The organism is Sphingomonas glacialis (assembly GCF_006439055.1).
Classification (GTDB): Bacteria; Pseudomonadota; Alphaproteobacteria; order Sphingomonadales; family Sphingomonadaceae; genus Sphingomonas; species Sphingomonas glacialis_A.
Window position 1 is genome coordinate 19,508 of sequence record NZ_RCZC01000013.1, and the last position, 20,482, is coordinate 39,989.

Genomic DNA, 20,482 nt, shown 5'->3' on the forward strand with positions numbered 1-20,482 from the left:
ATAAGGCGGCACGCATTTGGCCGATCACGATCCGGACACGAGGCTGATCGAGCGCGTCGGGCGCGGCGAACCTGCCGCGACGCGTATGCTCGTGGCCGCGAAACTTCCACGAATCCTAAGCCTGGCGACGCGCATGTTGCGCGATACGACCGAAGCCGAGGATATTGCACAGGAGACCTTCGTCCGTATCTGGCGAACTGCGGGCGCTTGGCAGCCTGGCCGCGCGAAGTTCGACACTTGGCTGCATACGGTCGTGTTGAACCTGTGCCGCGACCGGTTGCGGCGTCGACGCGAGATTACGGGCGATGCCATGCAAGAGCCGGTCGATCCTTCGCCCGATGCAGAGGCTGGGCTGATCGAGACCGAACGCGGCGATGCCGTCGCGAACGCGATCGCGGAACTGTCCGAGCGCCAGCGCGAAGCGATCCTGCTAGTTCATTATCAGGATATGTCCGGCGCGGATGCTGCCGCGGCGCTGGATATCAGTGTAGAGGCGCTGGAATCCCTATTGGCGCGAGGGCGCCGCACGCTGCGTGCGAAACTCTCCGAACCGCAGGAGGCGACGGATGCGTGACCAACTAACCCTCGCGCGCTTTCAAGAGCTCGCCGATGCCTATGGCGGCGTCGTTGCGCGCTGGCCCGAACAGCATCGCGACGCCGCAATGGCGCTGGCGGCACACCCCGCTGCACGCGAAATCCTCGACGCCGCATCCGCGCTGGATGGCGCGCTCGATGCTTGGCGCGTGGCGTCGCCTTCGCTTCTGCTGCGCGATGGGGTAATCGCCGGCGCGCCAGTACCGACGCGCAAGATCATGACCAAGGCCCGCCTCTGGTGGTCGGGTATCGGACTTGCCGCCGCGCTTGCCGGCGCAACCGCCGGGACCGCTGCGGTCGCGTTCGCCGCGCCGATCGAGGCCGCATCGGACAGCGCGACGTCGTTCGGCGACGTCGCCGGATCGGAGACCTGATCGATGGGCAAGCTTCGCATTTCGCTGATCGCCTCGGTCATCCTCAACCTATTTCTGGCGGGGGCGCTGGTCGCGGGCGTCATCTCGCTGCGATCGGGCGCCCGCATGATCAACGCAGGGTCGCTGCGGATCGCCGGCGCCGAACTCCCGGTGGCCGAGCGCCGCCCCTTCCGGATCGCGCTGCGCCAGACGCGTCGAGCGATGCGCCCCGCGTTTTTGGAGGCGCGCGCGGCACGGCGGGAGGCGGCCCGATTGCTGCGCCAGCCGACGATCGATCAGGCGGCGGCGGTCGTCGCGCTCGACCGCGCACGCGCCGCCGACATGGCGGTCCGCGCTGCGGTGGAACGGCGCGCCGTCGCCTACGCCGCGACGCTACCACCCGCCGACCGGGCAAAGCTCGCCGACGCGATGCAGCGGCGAGCCGACAAAGCGCGCCCGGCAACCGACTGATCGTTGCGACGGAACCTCGGCACCGCTGCGTTGAAGAGGCAGCGGATCACCACCGAGGTACAACCGTTGCCCGCCCAGCTCCCATCCATGTCGCCCGCGACGATAGCGCTCAACCGCTTCGGCCTTGGCGCGCGACCCGACGAGGCCGTTCCTGCCGATCCTCAGCGTTGGCTTGCCGATCAGTTCGCGCACTTCGATGTGCGTCCGACGGGATTCGCAGCTCTCGACGACGCTGGTGCGGCCGTGAAGCGCTACCGCGAGGAACGACAGGCGGCTCGCCACATAGTTCGACCCGACGGTGCGGAAGACGTCAAGGCCGGCCTGAAGGCGGGCCGCCAGTATTTCCGCCAGGATGTGCAGGCGCTCTATCGCGCGGGCGTCCAGGCCCGCACTGACAGCGCGCTCGCGACCGAAGCGCCCATCGTCGAACGCATGGTGCATTTCTGGTCGAACCATTTCTGCATTTCCGCCGACAATCCACGCGTCACCGCTTTCGCCGCGGCCTTCGAACGTGAGGCGATCCGCCCGCACGTGCTCGGCAGCTTCGCCGACATGACGCTCGCGGTCGAACAGCACCCAGCGATGCTGATCTACCTCAACCAGTTCCAGTCGATCGGCCCAGATAGTCCGGCCGCCGCGCGTAGTCCCGATCGCAAGCGCGGGCTCAACGAGAATCTCGCACGCGAGATCATGGAGTTGCACACGCTCGGCGTCCGCTCCGGGTACACTCAGGCCGACGTTACCGAATTTGCCCGCGCTATGACCGGCTGGAGCGTCGACGGTCTCGGCGGCGGACGCGAGGCAAATGGCGATCCCGATCGCTTCCGGTTTCGTCGCGCCCAGCATCAACCCGGCGCGCGGACGATCCTCGGCAAGCGTTATGCCCAGAGGGCGAGGCGCAGGCGCGCGCTGCACTCGGCGACTTCGCGCATGCTCCCGCGACCGCGACCACATCGCCACCAAGCTCGCCCGCCATTTCGCCGGCGACGAACCGCCACCAGCGATGGTCGCCCGGCTGGCGGACAGTTTCACGCGGAGCAAGGGTGATCTGCCGACCGTCTACCGCACGCTCATCGCGTCGCCCGAGGCATGGGTGCCGAAACCGACCAAGTTCAAGACGCCTTGAGAATGGACGATTTCGTCGCTGCCCGGCCTCGGCCACCGGCAGGTCGGGACGATGCAGATCGCCGCGCTTCAAACCCAACTCGGTCAGCGCGTCTGGAAGCCGGGCGCACCCGCCGGCTGGGAAGACGCCGCCGCGAGTTGGTCGGGCTCTGATGCGCTGCTGCGCCGGGTCGAGATCGCGCAACGGCTCGCCGCCCCGCTCGGTGCGCGCGTCGATGCGCGCGTCATCGCGCCGCGGATCATGCCTGCCTCGCTCAGCGCGGCCACCGCCGAGCAGATCGCCCGGTCCGAAAGTCCCGCCGGCGCGATCGCGCTGATGCTTGTTTCGCCAGAATTCCTGAGGAGATGATCCGATGATCGCCCGCCGCCAGTTCCTGTCCGTCGCCGCGCTCAGCGCCGGTGCGCTGTTCGTCGCCCCCGGTCTCGCGCTTGCGACCGTGCCGACCAATCGCCGCTTAGTCTTCATCATCCAACGCGGCGCCGCCGACGGGCTCGATATCCTCCGCCCGACCGGCGACCCGGCGTTCGCGGGGCTTCGCGGCGGGCTGATCGGCGATGCCACCGTGGGCACGAAGCTCGACGCGATGTTCACGTTGCACCCCTCGCTGGTCGAGGTCGGTAAGATGTACGGTCAGGGTCAGGCGTTGTTCGTCCATGCGGTCGCCTCGCCCTATCGCGACCGCTCGCATTTCGACGGGCAGAACGTGCTCGAGACGGGCGGCGCCCAGCCTTATGCGGTGCGCGACGGCTGGCTCAACCGGCTGGTCAAGATGATGCCGCGCTCGAGCGACGCGGCGATCGCGATCGCGGCGACGGTGCCGACCGCGCTGCGCGGGGACATGCAGGTTGCGTCGTTTGCGCCCTCCGCTTTGCCGCATGCCGCCGACGATTTGATGACACGGGTCACCGCGCTCTACGATGCCGACCCGCAGCTCCACTCGGTCTGGCAGGCGGCGCTGGAAACCAAGAACCTCGCCGCGAATGCCGCCGCCGGACAGGATCCGGCGAGCCTCGGCCGCCTCACCGCGAGCTTCCTGACCAAGCCCAACGGACCGCGGATCGCCATGCTCGAGACGCTCGGCTGGGATACGCACAGCGCGCAGAAGGGCCGGCTCGCGAGCCAGCTCAAGAATCTCGATGCGATGCTCGCAGCGATGCGCGACGGCCTCGGGGCGGCCTGGGCGACCACGACCGTGCTCCTCGCGACCGAGTTCGGGCGGACCGTGGCGGTCAACGGCACCGGCGGCACCGATCATGGCACCGGATCGGTCGCGATGCTCGTCGGCGGCGCCGTCAAGGGCGGCCGGGTACTGTCGGATTGGCCGGGCCTCGCGGTGGGTAACCTCTACCAGGCGCGCGACCTGCACCCGACCAGCGCGCTCGACGCGCTCATCGCTGGCGCCGCGGCGGAAAGCCTCGCGCTCGATCCCGCGCGTGTTGGACGCGGGCTGTTTGCGCAGGCGACCAGCGATCGCCCGATGTCCGGGCTCATTAAGTTCTAATCACGAGCAGGAGCGTAGTCATGAAGAGCAAGGCCAATTTCCTCATCGCCATCATCGCAGCGGGTACGAGCGTTCCCATTGCTGCGGCGGACGAGAGCCCGAAGGAACGGTATGAAGTAGACAGGACGTGTGCGGCGGTTTCTGTTGTGGCGATTGAGCGGAATGACCTTCCTTCCACGATCCCGGCTACTGACGCCGCGCCGATAGCGGCGCTTTTCCTGAAGAGGACCCAGACTTCCGGGCAGCGCGTCGGCTTGGACGCAGCTGCGATATCGGACGATATCGGTGCCGTGCATCAGTCGATCATCGCGAACCTTACGTCCGCAGACACCGTTCAAGCCACCGCAGAACGATCAGATACGGCGAGAATGCTGAAAAACTGCGCGGCCCTGGTCGGGTTCGAAGTGGAGAGAAGCGTCGCTTCTCGCCAATAATGTAAGACGCGCGCTGCGTCGACGAACGCTTGGTGCAGCGCGCGAATTGTCGGACGGGACGATCGCCTAGACCCAAACCTCTCCATTCACGGCGAGATTGCCGCCACAGGAAAGCGGACATCGGTTCACGTGCTACGTGCTCGCCTTCTGCGGGCCAGCGCGATCGCTGTGGAGGGCGAGGTTTTGGACAAAACTGCCTTTGTTATCAGCAGGACTATATGGGTTTACGCCGGTACCACCGAGCTCGGTGCTGCCGAAGACCTCGCGCGAGGATCGCTCCTACATGGCCGTGAAGCTAGACGACCCAGGTTTCCACGCCCTGATCTATGCCAACCTCGTCGAAGCCGACGACGGCAGCTTTACCTCATCTGGTCTCGCTAAGCAGGACCGCTGGTCGAAGGTGACCCGGCCGGCGCCATCTCGTTAATTCGGGGGACAGATCGAAAGATGGTGAATTAGAAGCCGGGAGCGAGCTACTGCCGCACGACCTGCGGAGACCCAGGCGGTGCCTGAAAACATTGAAGGTTGAGCGCCTGTTCGAGCCGACCGGGTAAGCTCTATCGATAGAATCGTGAGATCGTCATGCCCAAAACGAGCGACGGCATACGCAGTAACAGATGTTTCCGCGACCGCGACGCGATGCTGATGATGCCGACGCGGCGCTCTCTGGTGGCTCACGCACTCTCTAACACCGCCCGTATTTTAAACGCGAGCGCCTCAAGGCTGAACGGCTTACCTATCAGATCTACGCCCTCGTCGAGTTTACCATTATGTACGACGGCATTGCGTGTGTAGCCGGTGGTGAAGAGGATCTTGAGGTTGGGTCGCAGCGCACGTGCAGCCTCGGCCAGCTTTGCGCCATTCATTTCCGGCATGACGACATCAGTGAACATAAGACTGATCTCCGGATGCTCCTGCAGCAACCGTAGTGCCTTCGCAGCGCCGTCCGCCTCCAGAACGTGGTAACCGAGCTCCGTCAGCGCATCGACGCTGAACTGACGAACGCCGGGCTCGTCCTCGACAACAAGAATCACCTCACGGTCATCGCCGCGCACGAGTTCGGTAATACCAGCATCAGGCTGATCGATCATCCCTCCGCCGCGAAGTCGGGGCAGATAGAGCTTAATCGTCGTGCCGTGACCTTGCTCGGTGTAGATTTTCACATGGCCGCCGGACTGCTTGATGAACCCATAGACCTGGCTGAGGCCAAGGCCCGTGCCCTTACCGACAGGCTTGGTCGTAAAGAAGGGATCGAAAGCCTTCTCGACGACCTCGGCCGGCATGCCCGTTCCCGTGTCGGTAACGGCAATCAGCACGTAATGCCCGGCGGAGACTCCCAGGTTGGTCGCCGCATAGCGCTCGTCGAGATGCGCATTTTGCGTCTCAATCGTCAGATGCCCCCCGTCAGGCATGGCGTCACGCGCGTTGACTGCTAGATTGAGGATAATGTTTTCGAGCTGGTTGGGATCGGCATGCGTACGCCAAAGACCGCCCGCCAAAACGGTCTCGAGCTGTACGTCCGCTCCCAGCGAATGCCTCAGAAGATCGGACATGCCTGACACCATCTTGTTGGCATCGAGCGCTTCAGGCTGAAGCGGTTGCTGACGCGAAAAGGCGAGGAGGCGTTGCGTCAGGAGAGCCGCCCGCTTCGATGCGTCGGTCGCCGCATCGATATAGCGTTGCGCGCGTGCGTCGCCGTCCGACAGACGTCGGCCGAGCAGCTCGAGTGACCCGATCACGACGGCGAGCATATTGTTAAAGTCATGCGCGATGCCGCCAGTCAGCTGACCCACCGCTTCCATCTTTTGGCTCTGGCGCAACGCTTCTTGCGCCACGGCAAGTTCGTCAGCAGCAAGGCGCTCCGCCGTCGTGTTGCGGCCAGTTGCATAGACTAGCCCGTCGTCGGAAGACGCAATCCACGATATCCAACGGAAGGTGCCATCCTTGTGCAGGCACCGGGTCTCATACGGCGCGAGCGGGGCCTTTGCGGCGTAGTCCAGCGCGGCGTCGCTAGCCGGGCGATCCTCGGGATAGACAAAGTCGAGGTGGTTTCGCCCCACGACCTCATCGGGATCCCAGCCGAGCACCGTCAACCATGCAGGATTGGCGGCTCGGAACGTGCCGTTAGCCTCGACCACCACCAGCAGATCCTGCGACGTTTGCCACAACCGGTCGCGCTCCGCCGCCTGCTGCGCAACCTTCAGTTCGAGCGTCGCGTTGAGCGAAGCCAGCGCGGCGCGCGCGGACTTCTGATCCTCGATGTCGGTGTTTGTCCCGATCCACCTGGTCGGTTTGCCGTCGTCAGCCATGATCGGCACCGCGCGGGCCAAGTGCCAGCGATACTCGCCATCGGCTCGGCGTAGGCGAAACTCGTTCTCGTAATTCTCGCCTGAGGTCAGCGCCGCACCCCAAAGCTCAATCGACGACGGCGCGTCGTCGGGGTGAACCATTTCGGCCCACCCAGTGCCGTCGAGCTCGCCTGCGGCATATCCGCCATATCGGTAGACCCGCTCGTTGAACCAGTCGAGCAATCCGTCGGGTCGCGAAGCCCAGACCTGATTGGGCATAGCCTGCGCAAAAGTGCGAAACTCAGCCTCGCTTGCGATCAGCCTCGCGCGCGCGAGGAGACGTTCGGTGATGTCGATGAACGTGCAAATCGCGCCACGATGCTCTCCATCGACTATGATCGGCTTGGCCCAATACTCCACTGGAACGGGCGTGCCATCAAGGCGGTAAAACATTTCGTCCGTTACGTGCGCGGACGTCCCGGCTGCGGCGCACCGGTAGATCGGGCAGTCATCGACATCGTAGTGGGCGCCGTCCGGTTTGGTATGGTGGATGACGTTGTGCAGCTTTCGGCCGATCGCGTCATCGGCAGTCGCAAAACCCATCATGTCGACGAAGGTCGCGTTACACAGAGTTGTCACTCCGTCGCGATCGACAGCGTAAAAGCCCTCCGCACTGGAATTCAACAGCAATCGAAGGTACGACTCACTCTTGGCCAGGGCCGCCTCAGTCGCCTTCTGGGCGCTAACGTTGGTGTTCATGCCAAACCAGCGCAGGACCTGTCCCGAGAGATTCTTCAATGGGGTGACACGCGTCAGGAAAGGCCGGAAGATGCCGTCTGCTCCCTTAAGCGGAAACGTCATCTCGAACGCCTCCCCTGTCGCGATGCACGCCGTCCACCGTGCCATTACGTCGGGCAATACTTCCGGGTCGTGGACCGACTGCCATCCCCATCCGGACATCGCTTCTGGCGTGCTGCCACAATAGTCATGCCAGTTGCGATTATACCACCCGATCGAGCCGTCGCCGTCGGCGATCCAGCATAGCGATGGCAGATTGTCGGCGAGCAAGCGCAGCTCAGCCTCGCTCGGGCGGGACGAAGTCGATGTTCCAAGCGGCATATCGGTTGGCGCCCCCTGCCGCCAATACCCATCCGCGAAATCGAAACCCGCCCGACGATCATCCTGCGGCAATTCGTCTCTCCATCCTCAACGTATTTTACATCTTGGGAATCAGGTGCCCGGCGCCGTTCCGGCAATTTGCATGCAGCAGCGGCCAACGCAATCGTTGGCCCGATTCACAACGCAGAGGCAACTGTGATGCGGAGAGCCGAGTGCGTCAGATCGCTTTTTGGCTGAGACCAAACTGGCAGGCGGCGTCAGCGCGAAGGAAGGATCGACATGCCGTGCACGACCCGCCGCCTAGGAGAACATTGTGAGAACTGGTGTGACACGATAATAGCTGACCAGCATGACGACCCCTTCGACGCCAGGCCTTGATCGCATCCGCGTCATCGATCTGGAGACAGCTGGCTCCGCGTCCCACGGCGTGTGCGAGATCGGTTGGCAGGACGTCGTCCGAGATGATGACAGTCGCTGGGAGGTCAACGAGGAGCGTGGCGCCCTGATCGTCAACCCGGGAGGGCCAATTTCGACGCAGTCCATGGCCATCCGCCACATCGTTGACGCAGACGTGGTTGGCGCCCCATTCTGGGCAGAAGCGGCGCCGCAGATCCTGCGGCCGACCAGCGGAGTGGTCGCCCTGGCAGCGCACCATCCGTTGTGGTCGCAGCACGCCATATGCCGGCAAGAGCTAAGACAGCCGGGTCGTCGCAAGTAATTGATTTGCTTCGTAAACGCCGGGGAACCCACATGTGGACACTCAGGACCATCTTACCGCTTCCGACTAACATGCGTTGGCGTATCGCGTCGGATGTAACGATGAGGGATCATTCCGTTGTGTAGGCGCGTTCCCTGCTAACCTCATGCCCCTTCTATTGAGAGATACCACCCATGGCGAAGAAAACCGCAGCGTCGACATCAACCGAAGCACAGCCGCAATACAAAGTCGAGTATCGGGAAATACAACCTTACGGTACTCTCAAGGACCTGCCGATCGCTCTGGATAATAATGCGCGCAAGCAGAGTGTTGAGACTTTGAACCAAGTGCTGGTCGATACTATGACTCTGCGCGATATGTACAAGAAGCACCATTGGCAAATGTCTGGGGCAACCTTCTACCAGCTCCACTTGTTGCTTGATAAGCACTACGAGGAGCAGGCAAATCTCGTCGACATGATTGCCGAACGGATCATGGCGCTAGGTGGAATCAGCATCGCGATGGCCGCCGATGTCGCTGAAATGACCACGATCGCTCGCCCGCCGCGTGGCCGAGAGGATGTGCCGACACAGCTGGCTCGTTTGCTCGAGGCGCACGAGAACATTTTGCGGCAATGCCATGAGGGCGCAGAGGCTGCTGATGAGTCTGGTGACGATGGCACCAACGATCTGCTGGTCAGTAATCTGATCCGTACTCATGAGCCGCAAGTGTGGTTCCTTGCCGAACATCTGGCTGCCACGGAACTCGTCCGAGCCGATCGATAAGCTTATAAGCTGCTCATGCGAACCTTCGCGCATGAGCAGCTACCAGAACGAGCCAAAAAGTGACATCCAACGGTGCCCGCAGATCACCGCAACCCGCCGTTCATTCATCTCTGGCGAACGACTGGATCAACCTGTCGGACGTTCGAGCCAGCTTAGCGCCGCCTGACACATCTAGCCGATTGGCTCGCGCTGCCTCGGCGGATCAGATCGTCGGTCTCGATTAGAGCGACCAACCGCCATCGATAGAAATCGCTGCACCGGTCACGAACGAGCCAAGGTCGGCGCTCATCCAAAGCACAGCATCGGCAATCTCCTCGGGCTTGCCGAGACGACCTACCGGTTCGAGATCGATCGCCTTCTGGATGTCGCCGCCGGTAAAGCGATCCATCATTGGCGTCTCGATGTTCCCAGGTAGGATCGCGTTCACGCGAATATTCTGCTTGGCATAATCAAGCGCTGCAGACTTGGTCAGGCCGATGATGGCGTGCTTGGAAGCGGCATAGGACGCACCGCCGGCGACGCCGCGGATGCCGGCGCCCGACGATGTGTTGACGATCACCCCGCCGCCCTGGAGAAGCATCTGTGCCAGCTCGTGCTTCATGCAGATGAAAGTCCCGCGCAGGTTGATGTCGAGGATGCGGTCCCATTCGTCGAGCTCGATCTCGGCGACGGGCGCGGCCTTGTTCTCGACACCGGCATTGTTGAACGCGATGTCGAGCCGACCGAAGGTCTCCACGGCTTGCCCGACCGCAGCTTCGACCTGGTCGGGCTGCGCTATGTCGCAAGCGATGATCAGCGCCTCGCCGCCAACATCGCGGATCGCATCGGCTGTTCCGCGCAGCGCATCCTCGGTTCGGTCGATGATGGCGACGCGCGCTCCATCCGTGGCAAAGGCGACGGCGGTTGCGCGGCCGATTCCGCTAGCTGCACCGGTAACAAAGGCGACCTTGCCGGTAAAACGGTTGGCGTTTGACATGGGAAGACCTCGTGAACTGATTTTCGAAAACGTTAACGCTCAGCCCTTTGCGGCCCCAGCGAGATACTGCTCGTCCGTGACGTGCTCGAGCCAGGTTACGGGCGAGCCGTTCTGGGATTCTTGGATGGCGATATGGGTCATCGCGGTTGTGGGTGTGGCACCATGCCAGTGTTTCTGGTCAGCCGGGCACCACAATTGATCGCCGGCATGGAACTCGACGATTTGGCCGCCCTCGACCTGGGTCCAACCTACGCCCTCGGCGACGATCAGGGTTTGACCAAGCGGGTGCTTATGCCATGCGGTTCGCGCGCCCGGTTCGAAATGGACGACCGCGCCGCCGACGCGCGATGGCTCACCGCGTTGGAACTGGCCTGTGATCGTGACCTTGCCGGTGAACCAGTCCGCCGGCCCGTCGATCGTCTTCATCTCGGCTTTGCGGGTAACTTCCATAGCTGCGACTCCTTGGCGTGATTCGTTGCCCTGGGGGTGCGATGCCTGCGCATTGGCTGCGGACGCTGCGGCGACGAGCAACAACTGCAGGGACAGTTTGGACAGCTTCATTGCGAATATCCCCCGGGGCGGGCGCCGTGTGGCGCATTTGGGATATGGAGCGCGCTACGGTGCCGCAGTAGCGGCTGCCGATTTGACGGAGCGATGAGCCAAGCTCATCGTCAGGGATCAGAGCCCGAGCGGTCGCAGCTCGCGGATGAGGTCGATCAGGAGGCGCAGGCCGGTGGGAAGCTGCCGACGGCTTGAATAGTAGATATGGAAGCCGGCCCCCATTGGTGCCCAGTCCGACAGGACGGTGCACACCACACCCCGCGCGAGAAGGGGGGCCACGCACGGCTCCGGCAGATAAGCGAGCCCGGCCCCGCCGGCCACCAGGTCCAGCGCGAAGTGAGTGTCGTCAAGTGTGATGGCGCCGGGTGCATCGATGGCCAATGCCTCGCCGTCCTTCTCGAACTCCCACCGATAGAGGCTGTCGTCGCCGAGCCTGATCCGCAGGCACCGGTGATCGGCCAGCGCGCGTGGATGATCCGGGGCACCGAAATGAGCGAGATAGGCGGGCGAGCCGACGACCACCCAGCGAATTTCATCTGAAAGCGCCTGCGCGATCATGTCCTCGGGTACGGTTCCGCCATAGCGGATCCCGGCGTCAGCTCCTTGCGCGATCACATCCACTAGGTGGTTGGTGACCGTCACATCGACCTCGATGTCGGGATAGCGCTCGACGAACGTCGGCATTACTGGACCAAGAATGAGCGAACTTGCATGCTCCAGCACGTTCAGGCGTATCTTGCCCATTGGTTCCGCGCGGTAACGGTTCAGGCCATCGACCGCCGAGCCGATCGCCTCGAAGGGCGCGCCGATCCCGCCGAGGAGTTCCTCACCCGCCGCGGTGAGGGTCACGCTTCGGGTCGTCCGGTTCAGCAAACGGACACCGAGCCGCGCTTCCAGGCCCTTCAGCGAGTGGCTCAGCGCCGATGCGCTGATGCCAAGCTCCAACCCTGCACGGCGAAAGCTGCGATGCTTCGCAATGGCGAGGAAGTAGCTGAAATCGTAAGCATCCGGTGAGGACCGCGTTTACGCAGCCTTGAGCAGTTCTGCTGGTCGTCGCCAGTTCCAAGGTAGCAGTTCATAAAGCTGGTTCTGCTGGATGTCGGCGATGCGAGCGAGGACATCGGCGAGCCAGGCTTGCGGATCGATGTCGTTGAGCTTGGCGGTGCCGATCAGCGTGTAGATGAACGCGGCGCGCTCGCCGCCGCGGTCGGAGCCTGCGAACAGCCACGCCTTCCTGCCAAGGGCCACGCCGCGCAGCGCGCGTTCTGCGGCGTTGTTGGTCAGGCAGATACGGCCGCGCGGCGACGTCGCCCAGCTCGAAGAACTTGCGCCTGGCATGTGCCCAGCAGAGTGCACGGGTGACTGGTGACGGCGACCGATCGGAGCGGAACAGGGTGTTGTAGCCGGCATAGGCGTCGGCTTGCAGGATACCGCCATAGCCGGTGAGATGTGCGACCGGATGTTCGGCGCGACGATCGCGCGAATAGCGGAACAGGGCAGCTGGCGGCGCAGGTCCTGCGAACGGTCGGTCATCGCGCACGTAGGTCCACAGGCGTCCGACATGGGCCTTGGTCTTCGCCAGCACCGGCACGGTCGTGTCGTCGCCGTGGAGCCGCTCGGCGGCTAGAACGTGCGCCTCGATCAGCCGGTGGAGCGGCGCGAGTGCGGCCGCGCAGGCCCCGACCTGGTCGGCGAGCGTCGACAGACTGATCTCCACGCCCTCCCGAGCATAGCGGTCGCGCTGGCGGTTGAGCGGCTGATGCGTCCCGAACTTCTCGAACATGACCATCGCCAGAAAGCTCGGTCCGAACAGTCCGCGCGGCGTCGCATGGAACGGAGCAGGTGGCTGAGTGATGCCCTCGCACACGCGGCAGGCGAACCGCTCACGAACGGTCTGCACGACCTTCCACTGCCGCGGGATCACCTCCAGCGTCTCGGTCACGTCCTCGCCCAGCTTCGACAGCCGGTCCGACCCGCAGCAGGCGCAACTGGTCGGCGCGGCAACGACGACGCGCTCGCGCGGCAGATGCGCCGGCAACGGCTTGCGCGAAGGTCGCGTCCGGGTGAATGCCTCAACAGGGGTGCCGGCTGCGGCACTCTGGCCCAGAGCCTCATCCTCGCTGGCGCTCGCCTCCAGCTCCTCCAGACCTAGCTCGAGCTGGTCGATCAACAACTGGCCGCGCTCGGAACGCTGCCCGTAAAGTGCCCGACGCATCTTCTCGTTCTGCAACTCGAGCAGAGCCACCCGGGCCGCCAGATCGGCGTTGATCGCCTTCGCGCGGGCAGCTTCGGCCTCGGCATCCAGGAGTGCCGCGCGAAGCGCCGTGACATCGCTGAAAGGTGCCGCTGCCATGGCTTGAGGATAGCGAAAAAGGCGCGGGAAACCTAGCTTTTTAGCATCATCCAGCGGCCTGCGGACGCCACGTCATGCGCGGATTACGCCAGTCGATCGCTTCGAGCAGACACGCCATCTGCGACGCGGTGATCGCTACGACGCCGTCAGTTGCCGCAGGCCATATGAACCGCCCACGGTCGAGCCGCTTGGCATAGAGCGACATACCCACACCGTCATGCCACAGCACCTTGATCAGATCGCCGCGTCGTCCACGGAAGATGTAGAGATCGCCGGCATGCGGGTCGCGCTTGAGCCCTTGCTGCACCAGCAACGCCAAACCGAACATCCCACGGCGCATGTCTGTGCAGCCGGTCGCGAGCCAGATCCGAACGTCGCTTCGGACCGGGATCATCGCCTGAGCGACCGCACCACAGCCGCCACCAATGCGGGCGGCGCATCGCTTGCGATCCGCAGCACCGCTCCGCCGACCTCCAGTACTATCGCGCACCCTGCCGCGGGCTCAGGCTCGCCGCCGACCGTCACCGCCGCGAAGCCCGGCGACACCGGCTCGGCAAGATCGCGTCGCCATCGATAAAGCTGGCTCGGCCGCAGGTCGGCACGCCGCGCGATCTCCGCCACGCTCGCTCCCGGCTCGCAGGCCGCCGCCACCAGCGCCCGCTTCTGATCGTCCGTCCAAACCCGGCGCCGCTCCGCGCCTGAAATAATCGTGATCTGACTCATCGCACCATCGCTAACACCGTCGCTTGCACCAGTGCTACGTCAGCCGATCACCCGTTCCCGGCAAGGCGGTCCACACCGGAGGGGTACACACTTCTGGCCGCCTCCCGCCCCCGAGCTCCAGCCGTTCGTTCAGATTAATCTCACCCGAGGCTTGCCGATGAGCAATAGGAGGAAACTTCGACAAGGTTGCCGTCGAGATCGCGAACGTACACCGAGCGGATGGCGCCCAGAGCGCCGCTCTTGGTGACGGGCCCGAGGACGATCTCGACGCCATTCTCTCGAAAGTGCCTCGCGACATCATCGGGGCTAGTTTCCGTCAAAAAGCAAATGTCGTCGCTGCCTGGGCACGGCGTCATGCCGGTGAACCAAGCCTCTTGCGTTGCGTTCAGCGGCCGCAGATTAATCTTGTTCTGTCCGAACACCATGCTGGTCCGAATATCGCCTGAGGGCGCTTGGCGATCCTCGCGCACCATCCCCAGCACTTGTTCATACCAGCGCGCGGAGGCGTCGACGTTCCGGACGTTGAAAACCAGGTGATCAACGGCTTTGACGGTCAGCATCGGTTCACTCCGGAATGTTGCATCGATGAGGGCTTCTGAAGCTCGTGAGACCGAGACGCAATGCAGCACCTTGCAGAGACCGACGGGCCGCTGCAATACCTCAATGAGCCATAGCCGGTCATCCATCCTGGATCCGCCGCGCCCCGGACCCGACCACTTGTTCATTTCATAGTGAACTGTTGGTCGGCACAGAATGGCGACATTTAACCGCACTTGTTTAAGAACGGGCGGGAAGCGCCCGTCCGAATAGCTGAAGCATCGCGGACCAGCCCCGCTCTGCTTGATCATGATCATAGACGGGGAAATCAGGCTTCATCCAGCCGTGCGCTGCTGGGTAGGTTTCAGCGTGGTAGCGCACGCCCGCATCGGCGAGCGCCGCCTCGAACCGCTCCGCCATCGAGGGCGGATAGCTTCCATCGTTCTCGGCCGCCGCTACGTAGAGTTCGGCCTCCATCCGGGGGGCAAGCAGGTGCGGACTGGTTGGCTCGTCGGTCGCGAGGCGGCCTCCGTGAAAGCTCGCCACCGCTGCAAAGCGGTCGGGCCACGTGCCCGCCGCGGCGATCGCCATACCGCTACCCATGCAGAAGCCGACCGCACCCACTTTGGTGCCGGCCACATCGTCGCGTGTGTTCAGGTAGGCGAGAAGCGGACCTGTATCGGCCGCTGCCTTGTGATTGTCTGTAGTGGTCATCAAAGGACCAAGCACCAGCCGGAAGTCGCCGGCGAAAACCTCTTTCGGAACAAACGGCCCGTAAGGACCGTAGCGGTAGAATAGATCCGGCAGCAGGACGAGGTAGCCCGCGTTGGAGAGCCGCTGGCTCATGTCGCTGATCGCGGGGCGAATGCCACCCGCGTCCATATAGACGATGACTGCCGGCCACGGGCCCTCACCCTCAGCCGGCGTAAACAGCTGGCAGGGGCAAGCGCCGTCGTTGGTGCCGATCGTCACTCGTTCATGCGCCATGTCGTCTCTTTCCGTTTCGTTGTTAGCGAGAGTATCAGGCACTGCCACCTCCGGCCTCGAGGCCCCGCAACGCTCGCTATCGTGCTGAACCATAAACCGCCATCCCAGCCGCCGTCGCCACTCCCGAACTTCAGACGCCCATTCACGCACGGTAGGCATGTCCCGAGCATGAGATGCGGGCGACTGTCCCGCTACCATTGGCAGCAGCGCACCCGTAGCTAGCAGAAGCGCGCCGACCGAATCGCTTGCACGTGCGCGCGCATTCACTCCATCTATCAGCGCATGCAGGCGATCGGACGTGCCATGCGCCTGTTCCTGCTACCTATACCCTTAACGCCCGCCGTCAGCTTCTCAGATGCAAGTCCTTGGTAGCGACAAATGGTCAAAACCAAGCAGTTGCTACGTCCCCCCGCCCCATGCTTTAATCGTGAAGGGGCAAAATTCCATGCATGATCGGACGAAATGGATCGGGCGAGTGATCAGCGCTTTGACAGCGTTGATTATGATCGCCGACGGCATCAACGGCCTATTTTGGCCGCATCTGATCGCGCCCGAGATGGCGGGCGACGGTTGGCCCCCTGAGACGCTTATGCCGGTGGCGGTGCTAGCGCTGACCGGCGGCGTTCTCTACGCAATCCCGCGAACCGCGTTCATCGGCGCAATCGTAATCACCGGTTTCATAGGTGGGGCGCTGGCGGCACATCTGCGTGTGACGTTGAACGTTATTTGGCCCGAGATTGTAAACGTACTAATCGGGGGTGCTGCTTGGGCCGGGCTCTACCTGCGGGATCCGAGATTGCGCGCTCTGATGTTTGCTCCCCGTTGACGACGTATTCGACCCATTAGCGGAAGGTCGGAGCTGACTCTGAACCCTACATTCAGCCGACCTTGCACACTTCCCGAAGCCGGCCGGCCGTTCATTTCGTCGGATAGGCCCGTTCTGACAGGATGGATCTAAGTTGCGGCACGCACTCGAACCGTCATCCTGTTGTTAGCGACTCCTTGATCAACTGACGGGCTGCGATCTTCCAGGTTCCCGCCTGGCGCACCGCCACCAAGATCATCGCACGCTCCAATCCCCGCACCGGCTTGCCGTTGTCTAGAAGTCCATGTGGAAAAAACCGTCGCCACATCAGGCTTGAGAAAGTGAACCTCCGACACGTCTTTCTTGTCGATGGTCGTCTTGACCGCCCAGCCGGTTCCGGCGTGGACTTTTCGGAACTCCACTACGATCGCCTCCCGGCCTTCGATTCGTTCTTCCGCGATCAGCACCCAGGCGGCGTCCGGCGTATAGAGCGCGTCGAAGGCATTCAGGTCGTGGGCGTTCCAGGCCGAGATGATCCGGTCGGCCAATAAGTCAGGCGTTGGTCCCGCCGCGGCGGCGCTCGACAAGACCATCAAGCTAAAAGCGACGAGCCATGTAATGCTGCGGTCCCTTCCGTCTGAGTTGAGACAGTGTCCTCACGCCTTCGCATCGTTGATTTCGATGACGTAGCCGTCCGGATCGCGGACAAAGATCTGGCGAACATTATCTGGTCGGCGCTGCGCGGAACGATGGCCATCCATGTCGGCCCACGGGATGTGCCGTGCATCAAGACGGGCGATCATCGCGTCCAGATCGGCGCAGGCCAATGCAAAATGATCCCATCTGTTATGCGGCGCACCAACGGTGACGTTGGCGACAATGTGCAACATCCTGCCGCCGCCAAGGGCAAACCACCGTGCAGCACCTATCGGAAACGGCGTCGACGCTTCCTTTAGACCAAGCACATCCCCGTAAAATCTGGCGCTGCGAACAAGGTCGGCTGCCTGTATACCGACATGGTCGAGCGCCAGCGCCGGTGCCGGGTCGATGCGTTGCGCGCGCGCAGGCGCGCCGGAGGCGATCAGGTGAAGACCTAGACCGATGACAAGCGCCGTCCGCATCGCCGTTTCTCCTATCTCGGGATTGGTCTCTCTCACTGCGCTCGGACAACCGCGAGCAAGCCGCCGCCGATCGGGGAAAAGGCGAGCGGGGCGATTGCCAACTGACTGACCGCGATAGTGCCGACCACCCAATAATAGGCGGGGTGAACGCGTCGCCGCACGATCAGATCGACGACGGGACCAGCGAGCGCGAATAGCATGCCCACACCGAACAACACCACTGGCGCGGCCGCGCCGAACGATGGCATCGGCAGCAAGCGCCCAAGCCCGGGACCTAGGATGGACACGGTCGCGCCGAGCATCAGCCGTTTGTGCCACTCACTGCGCTTGCGTAGCGCGATGCCCGCCGCGATCAGTCCGGCGAAGACGGCAATGCCGACCAAGTTCATCACTAGAAAAATTGCTGGTGGGAGGAACGACGGAATGTAACCGTAATGGACGGTAAACAGCGTTGCCGCCACGCCCATAATCAGCATCGCCGCGGCAAGGGCTACGCCCAGCCAACCGATCTTGCGGTGGAGCGTGATCGATCCGCGCGCGATGAACGCGGGTTGCGCGACGAACAGCATCACCCACAGCGTAAAGACCGCACCATGGACGTGCAGCAGCAGCGGCAAAGCGGGTGTGCCGATAAAATCATTCGGCACCGTGTTACCGAAGCCGCTAATAAACACCGCCGCCATCGCCAGCGACATAACGAGATAGAAAGGGCGCCCGACCACCGCTGGTCGGGGGCGCGTAATGCCAAGGGTGGCGGTCATAACATTCCCCCCGAAAGCCGATCTGAAAGCGCAAAATTGCGGAGGCACAATTCGTCAGTGTCCGGTGCGCCCTCGTCCTCCAACGTGTTTTCGAAGTAACAGAATTTCTGGCGTTTGTCAGCGGCTCTTGTCGCCGCGGGCCGTTCATTGCCAGCGACGTTTCGCGTCTGGCGTTCCACTGTTCAAACCTTGCCGTCAGGTCCGGCGCATCTACGATTGCGTGAAGCGTGGTTCGACTGCCAATCAGACGATACTGGGCTACAAAGAAAAGGCTAGACCTTCGAGCGTCGGCTTCAGATGCACTCAAGCTAGCGGATTATAGGACTTATAGCCGATTTTGAGCCATTCGCGGAGGCTCTGGCCGCCCCGCCCGTTCCCCAAAAGCCGCCGCTTATTCATCCAGACGGCCGCTTCGAGGATGATCATCGCATTCGCGGAACTAGGCGATAGATGGCGGCCTGGCCGCCTAGATACTCACTTCGCTAAATGGCAGATGCGCAGGCGAAACTGACAAACGCGTCGAGCAGCCCTGCCTGCGAGATTGCAGCCAACGTGTTTTGGGCCGGACAGGATGCCCCGGCGCCAGTGCAACCTTTGTCTCCACGATTGAGAGTGGCGACCCGATGTCGCTCACGTCGCGTCATAGACGGCATAAAATCTTCCTCGATGCCGTCGAGGTCGGCGGGGTGCAGGTGTCGCAAATTGCGTGCGGGACATAGCCCGTCTGCTTTATCGGCGAAATTCTGATAGGCCGGCGAGGTCATCAACTGAAAATCGAGTCGACTGGGTTGCGCAGCAAGCAAACCTGCAAGGACAGCAGCACGGATCAGCATATGGACCTCCGAGAGCGACAGCCGATATAGACGCTACTCCGCTCGATCATTCACTGCAATTGGGCGGCACTTGTCAACTGATCAGCGGCAGAAGCCTACCTGGCCTCCCGTCCGGCTCGACCCAGACCCGGACACTTTTTTTCAGCGTAAGCACTTCCCGAAACTGCACGCTCATTAATGATGGTTGTTCGTCCTTTCCGGCAACTCGGGCTGCCGCTTTACGTGGCAGAAAGTCAAATATCTCGGTCGTTCGCGGCCAGATCGAGTTTCTACGGCTGTACGCAATTTACCCAAGCCGAAACGAATGGCCTGTTCTCGCCAGATCAGCGCAGCATTCTGCGCACGGCTGATTTATCGCGGTGTACGAAATGCCGCTTCACCACCGCGCCGATATGCAGCAGCAGTGTTGCATAAAAGAATGCAGGCAGCGCCCACGCATGCACCCAGAGCGCCACACCCGATGACCCGGCGCAGTCAGGTCGGGAGATTGCAAAGCCATAAAAGTCGATCGTCGGCCCTTGGCTGATGAGATATCCGCTGATGGGGAACGCCAGCAGTATTCCGTATAGTCCGAGATGGACCGCGCGCGAGGCGCGCCGCTCCAATGCCGTCAGCACTGGCAGCGATGGCGGCGGCGGACTCGCGATCAGCCAGCCGATCCGTCCAATCACCAGCACCAGCACACTCAAGCCGAGCGACTGGTGTGCGCCGACGAACCCTGCGCGTACGGGCGAGCTTTCGGGCAAGATGGCCATGAATAGGCCAATCGGCATAAGACAGAACATTAAGACAGCAATCACCCAGTGGAAGGCGCGCGAAGCTTTGCCAAACTGGGTTGCGTCATTGTGCAGCGGCAAGGCCGTGACGAGCGGTCGTCGGGCCTGCGTCCAGGCCGACCAGGCCAGCAACAGAATCGCGACCGCGGCAATGCCCGCCTGTACGTTCAGAACCGCTGGCGTAATCCGGTGGGCTTCAGGCGCGCTCGACGGTATTGCACCGAACGTGCCATCCAGGTCGGCAAGGATGATCGACAGTACCATCATCGCCAGCCCAAGCGCGGCGATAACCGTCCCGGCGATCCGCAACCACCGCGCCCGCGCGTTCAATGTGAAGGCGAGCACGATGGCAAGCGCCAGATATCCGATGGCCACCGATTTCCCCGCGTTGATTGATAAGTGAACCAGCGGTGGTAGCATCCTACAAAGTTCAGCGTGTCAATCAGGCCTTTCGGACCAATCTGATACCCGTCCCATGTGCAATGACGAACAGACCCAGCACCGGACGCTCAGTGATGGCTAACGGATGCCGAAAGTAGACACTGGTTCATCCTGCCATGCGCTCTTGTTTCAGACCCTAGCATCGGTCACAACTACAGGATCGAGAGGCGCGTCGTGACCGGCATTCCCGTCTTGTGAGCCCGCAGCCCAATTCCCACTTGGCGACTATCGAGGACGCTC

22 protein-coding genes and 4 pseudogenes are annotated in these 20,482 nt (G+C 62.8%); 10 read left to right on the top strand and 16 right to left on the bottom strand.

Going from position 1 to position 20,482, the window contains the following annotated elements; genetic code table 11:
* The first annotated feature begins 16 nt into the window (after positions 1-16).
* The 7 genes and pseudogenes from EAH76_RS23200 to EAH76_RS24675 all read left to right on the top strand — a co-directional run bounded on the left by EAH76_RS23200 (position 17) and on the right by EAH76_RS24675 (position 4,906).
* A complete protein-coding gene (locus tag EAH76_RS23200) occupies positions 17-574 on the top strand; it encodes an RNA polymerase sigma factor (RefSeq protein ID WP_140852639.1) in 558 nt (185 codons plus the stop codon).
* Positions 567-968 (top strand): hypothetical protein, encoded by a 402-nt coding sequence (locus EAH76_RS23205; protein WP_140852640.1) that lies wholly within the window; start codon positions 567-569, stop codon positions 966-968. Before EAH76_RS23200 ends, EAH76_RS23205 begins: the two co-directional genes overlap by 8 nt.
* Before the next feature lie 3 nt (positions 969-971).
* Complete coding sequence (locus EAH76_RS23210) at positions 972-1,418, top strand: periplasmic heavy metal sensor (protein ID WP_140852641.1); 447 nt, start codon at positions 972-974, stop codon at positions 1,416-1,418.
* An 87-nt stretch (positions 1,419-1,505) separates the two neighbouring features.
* A pseudogene (locus tag EAH76_RS23215) lies at positions 1,506-2,892 on the top strand (DUF1800 domain-containing protein).
* Positions 2,893-2,896: 4 nt separating this feature from the next.
* Positions 2,897-4,045, top strand: a complete 1,149-nt coding sequence (locus tag EAH76_RS23220; protein WP_140852642.1) for a DUF1501 domain-containing protein — start codon at positions 2,897-2,899, stop codon at positions 4,043-4,045.
* Between the two features lie 20 nt (positions 4,046-4,065).
* The gene (locus EAH76_RS23225; protein ID WP_140852643.1) at positions 4,066-4,479 is read left to right on the top strand and encodes a hypothetical protein; all 414 of its coding nucleotides are present in this window, start codon (positions 4,066-4,068) and stop codon (positions 4,477-4,479) included.
* A gap of 247 nt (positions 4,480-4,726) precedes the next feature.
* The gene (locus tag EAH76_RS24675) at positions 4,727-4,906 is read left to right on the top strand and encodes a DUF736 family protein (protein WP_241659856.1); all 180 of its coding nucleotides are present in this window, start codon (positions 4,727-4,729) and stop codon (positions 4,904-4,906) included.
* A gap of 247 nt (positions 4,907-5,153) precedes the next feature.
* Here EAH76_RS24675 and EAH76_RS23235 read toward each other — a convergent pair whose 3' ends face one another.
* Positions 5,154-7,958 carry a hybrid sensor histidine kinase/response regulator gene (locus EAH76_RS23235; protein WP_140852644.1) on the bottom strand — a complete coding sequence of 935 codons (2,805 nt, stop codon included), beginning with the start codon at positions 7,956-7,958 and terminating at the stop codon, positions 5,154-5,156.
* Between the two features lie 277 nt (positions 7,959-8,235).
* Between EAH76_RS23235 and EAH76_RS23240 the strand changes: the two genes are divergently transcribed.
* The gene (locus EAH76_RS23240) at positions 8,236-8,604 is read left to right on the top strand and encodes a 3'-5' exonuclease (RefSeq protein WP_194151069.1); all 369 of its coding nucleotides are present in this window, start codon (positions 8,236-8,238) and stop codon (positions 8,602-8,604) included.
* A 173-nt stretch (positions 8,605-8,777) separates the two neighbouring features.
* Entirely contained in the window at positions 8,778-9,368 is a 591-nt protein-coding gene (locus tag EAH76_RS23245; RefSeq protein WP_140852645.1) for a Dps family protein, read from the top strand.
* Between the two features lie 220 nt (positions 9,369-9,588).
* Here EAH76_RS23245 and EAH76_RS23250 read toward each other — a convergent pair whose 3' ends face one another.
* The 10 genes and pseudogenes from EAH76_RS23250 to EAH76_RS23285 all read right to left on the bottom strand — a co-directional run bounded on the left by EAH76_RS23250 (position 9,589) and on the right by EAH76_RS23285 (position 15,505).
* Positions 9,589-10,344, bottom strand: a complete 756-nt coding sequence (locus tag EAH76_RS23250; protein WP_140852646.1) for an SDR family NAD(P)-dependent oxidoreductase — start codon at positions 10,342-10,344, stop codon at positions 9,589-9,591.
* A gap of 39 nt (positions 10,345-10,383) precedes the next feature.
* The gene (locus tag EAH76_RS23255) at positions 10,384-10,905 is read right to left on the bottom strand and encodes a (R)-mandelonitrile lyase (RefSeq protein ID WP_241659857.1); all 522 of its coding nucleotides are present in this window, start codon (positions 10,903-10,905) and stop codon (positions 10,384-10,386) included.
* Positions 10,906-11,022: 117 nt separating this feature from the next.
* On the bottom strand, positions 11,023-11,649 hold the full coding sequence (locus EAH76_RS23260; protein ID WP_277754325.1) for a LysR substrate-binding domain-containing protein: 627 nt from the start codon (positions 11,647-11,649) through the stop codon (positions 11,023-11,025).
* A 93-nt stretch (positions 11,650-11,742) separates the two neighbouring features.
* Positions 11,743-11,889 (bottom strand): annotated as a pseudogene (locus EAH76_RS24755) (helix-turn-helix domain-containing protein); the annotation flags it as partial.
* 39 nt (positions 11,890-11,928) lie between these two features.
* A pseudogene (locus tag EAH76_RS24680) lies at positions 11,929-12,201 on the bottom strand (transposase domain-containing protein); the annotation flags it as partial.
* Positions 12,122-13,258, bottom strand: a pseudogene (gene tnpC, locus EAH76_RS23265) (IS66 family transposase); the annotation flags it as partial. The pseudogenes tnpC and EAH76_RS24680, both read right to left, overlap by 80 nt.
* Positions 13,259-13,304: 46 nt before the next feature.
* Positions 13,305-13,652: an IS66 family insertion sequence element accessory protein TnpB gene (gene tnpB / locus EAH76_RS23270; RefSeq protein ID WP_010189271.1), complete on the bottom strand. Its 348-nt coding sequence runs from the start codon at positions 13,650-13,652 to the stop codon at positions 13,305-13,307.
* Positions 13,649-13,981 carry an IS66-like element accessory protein TnpA gene (gene tnpA, locus EAH76_RS23275; RefSeq protein WP_140852648.1) on the bottom strand — a complete coding sequence of 111 codons (333 nt, stop codon included), beginning with the start codon at positions 13,979-13,981 and terminating at the stop codon, positions 13,649-13,651. Before tnpA ends, tnpB begins: the two co-directional genes overlap by 4 nt.
* Before the next feature lie 140 nt (positions 13,982-14,121).
* On the bottom strand, positions 14,122-14,541 hold the full coding sequence (locus tag EAH76_RS23280; RefSeq protein WP_140852649.1) for a VOC family protein: 420 nt from the start codon (positions 14,539-14,541) through the stop codon (positions 14,122-14,124).
* A gap of 217 nt (positions 14,542-14,758) precedes the next feature.
* Positions 14,759-15,505 (bottom strand): dienelactone hydrolase family protein, encoded by a 747-nt coding sequence (locus EAH76_RS23285; protein ID WP_140852650.1) that lies wholly within the window; start codon positions 15,503-15,505, stop codon positions 14,759-14,761.
* Between the two features lie 475 nt (positions 15,506-15,980).
* Between EAH76_RS23285 and EAH76_RS23290 the strand changes: the two genes are divergently transcribed.
* On the top strand, positions 15,981-16,331 hold the full coding sequence (locus EAH76_RS23290) for a DoxX family protein (RefSeq protein ID WP_241659860.1): 351 nt from the start codon (positions 15,981-15,983) through the stop codon (positions 16,329-16,331).
* Positions 16,332-16,459: 128 nt separating this feature from the next.
* Here EAH76_RS23290 and EAH76_RS23295 read toward each other — a convergent pair whose 3' ends face one another.
* The 5 genes from EAH76_RS23295 to EAH76_RS23315 all read right to left on the bottom strand — a co-directional run bounded on the left by EAH76_RS23295 (position 16,460) and on the right by EAH76_RS23315 (position 20,221).
* Positions 16,460-16,858: an SgcJ/EcaC family oxidoreductase gene (locus EAH76_RS23295; protein ID WP_161989129.1), complete on the bottom strand. Its 399-nt coding sequence runs from the start codon at positions 16,856-16,858 to the stop codon at positions 16,460-16,462.
* A gap of 108 nt (positions 16,859-16,966) precedes the next feature.
* A complete protein-coding gene (locus EAH76_RS23300; RefSeq protein WP_140852652.1) occupies positions 16,967-17,431 on the bottom strand; it encodes a VOC family protein in 465 nt (154 codons plus the stop codon).
* Between the two features lie 32 nt (positions 17,432-17,463).
* A complete protein-coding gene (locus tag EAH76_RS23305) occupies positions 17,464-18,192 on the bottom strand; it encodes a hypothetical protein (RefSeq protein ID WP_140852653.1) in 729 nt (242 codons plus the stop codon).
* A gap of 482 nt (positions 18,193-18,674) precedes the next feature.
* Positions 18,675-19,025 (bottom strand): hypothetical protein, encoded by a 351-nt coding sequence (locus EAH76_RS23310; protein WP_140852654.1) that lies wholly within the window; start codon positions 19,023-19,025, stop codon positions 18,675-18,677.
* 323 nt (positions 19,026-19,348) lie between these two features.
* Positions 19,349-20,221: a cytochrome b gene (locus tag EAH76_RS23315; protein WP_140852655.1), complete on the bottom strand. Its 873-nt coding sequence runs from the start codon at positions 20,219-20,221 to the stop codon at positions 19,349-19,351.
* Between the last annotated feature and the right edge of the window lie 261 nt (positions 20,222-20,482).

Coding starts and splice junctions, on each gene's coding strand:
- EAH76_RS23285 (WP_140852650.1), bottom strand. CDS start 15,505: ATGGCGCATGAACGAGTGACGATCGGCACCAACGACGGCGCTTGCCCC.
- EAH76_RS23315 (WP_140852655.1), bottom strand. CDS start 20,221: ATGCTACCACCGCTGGTTCACTTATCAATCAACGCGGGGAAATCGGTG.
- EAH76_RS23240 (WP_194151069.1), top strand. CDS start 8,236: ATGACGACCCCTTCGACGCCAGGCCTTGATCGCATCCGCGTCATCGAT.
- tnpB (WP_010189271.1), bottom strand. CDS start 13,652: ATGATCCCGGTCCGAAGCGACGTTCGGATCTGGCTCGCGACCGGCTGC.
- EAH76_RS23280 (WP_140852649.1), bottom strand. CDS start 14,541: ATGCTGACCGTCAAAGCCGTTGATCACCTGGTTTTCAACGTCCGGAAC.
- EAH76_RS23205 (WP_140852640.1), top strand. CDS start 567: ATGCGTGACCAACTAACCCTCGCGCGCTTTCAAGAGCTCGCCGATGCC.
- EAH76_RS23250 (WP_140852646.1), bottom strand. CDS start 10,344: ATGTCAAACGCCAACCGTTTTACCGGCAAGGTCGCCTTTGTTACCGGT.
- EAH76_RS23255 (WP_241659857.1), bottom strand. CDS start 10,905: ATGAAGCTGTCCAAACTGTCCCTGCAGTTGTTGCTCGTCGCCGCAGCG.
- EAH76_RS23310 (WP_140852654.1), bottom strand. CDS start 19,025: ATGCTGATCCGTGCTGCTGTCCTTGCAGGTTTGCTTGCTGCGCAACCC.
- EAH76_RS23220 (WP_140852642.1), top strand. CDS start 2,897: ATGATCGCCCGCCGCCAGTTCCTGTCCGTCGCCGCGCTCAGCGCCGGT.
- EAH76_RS23210 (WP_140852641.1), top strand. CDS start 972: ATGGGCAAGCTTCGCATTTCGCTGATCGCCTCGGTCATCCTCAACCTA.
- EAH76_RS23225 (WP_140852643.1), top strand. CDS start 4,066: ATGAAGAGCAAGGCCAATTTCCTCATCGCCATCATCGCAGCGGGTACG.
- tnpA (WP_140852648.1), bottom strand. CDS start 13,981: ATGAGTCAGATCACGATTATTTCAGGCGCGGAGCGGCGCCGGGTTTGG.
- EAH76_RS23305 (WP_140852653.1), bottom strand. CDS start 18,192: ATGACCGCCACCCTTGGCATTACGCGCCCCCGACCAGCGGTGGTCGGG.
- EAH76_RS23260 (WP_277754325.1), bottom strand. CDS start 11,649: ATGGGCAAGATACGCCTGAACGTGCTGGAGCATGCAAGTTCGCTCATT.
- EAH76_RS23300 (WP_140852652.1), bottom strand. CDS start 17,431: ATGCGGACGGCGCTTGTCATCGGTCTAGGTCTTCACCTGATCGCCTCC.
- EAH76_RS23245 (WP_140852645.1), top strand. CDS start 8,778: ATGGCGAAGAAAACCGCAGCGTCGACATCAACCGAAGCACAGCCGCAA.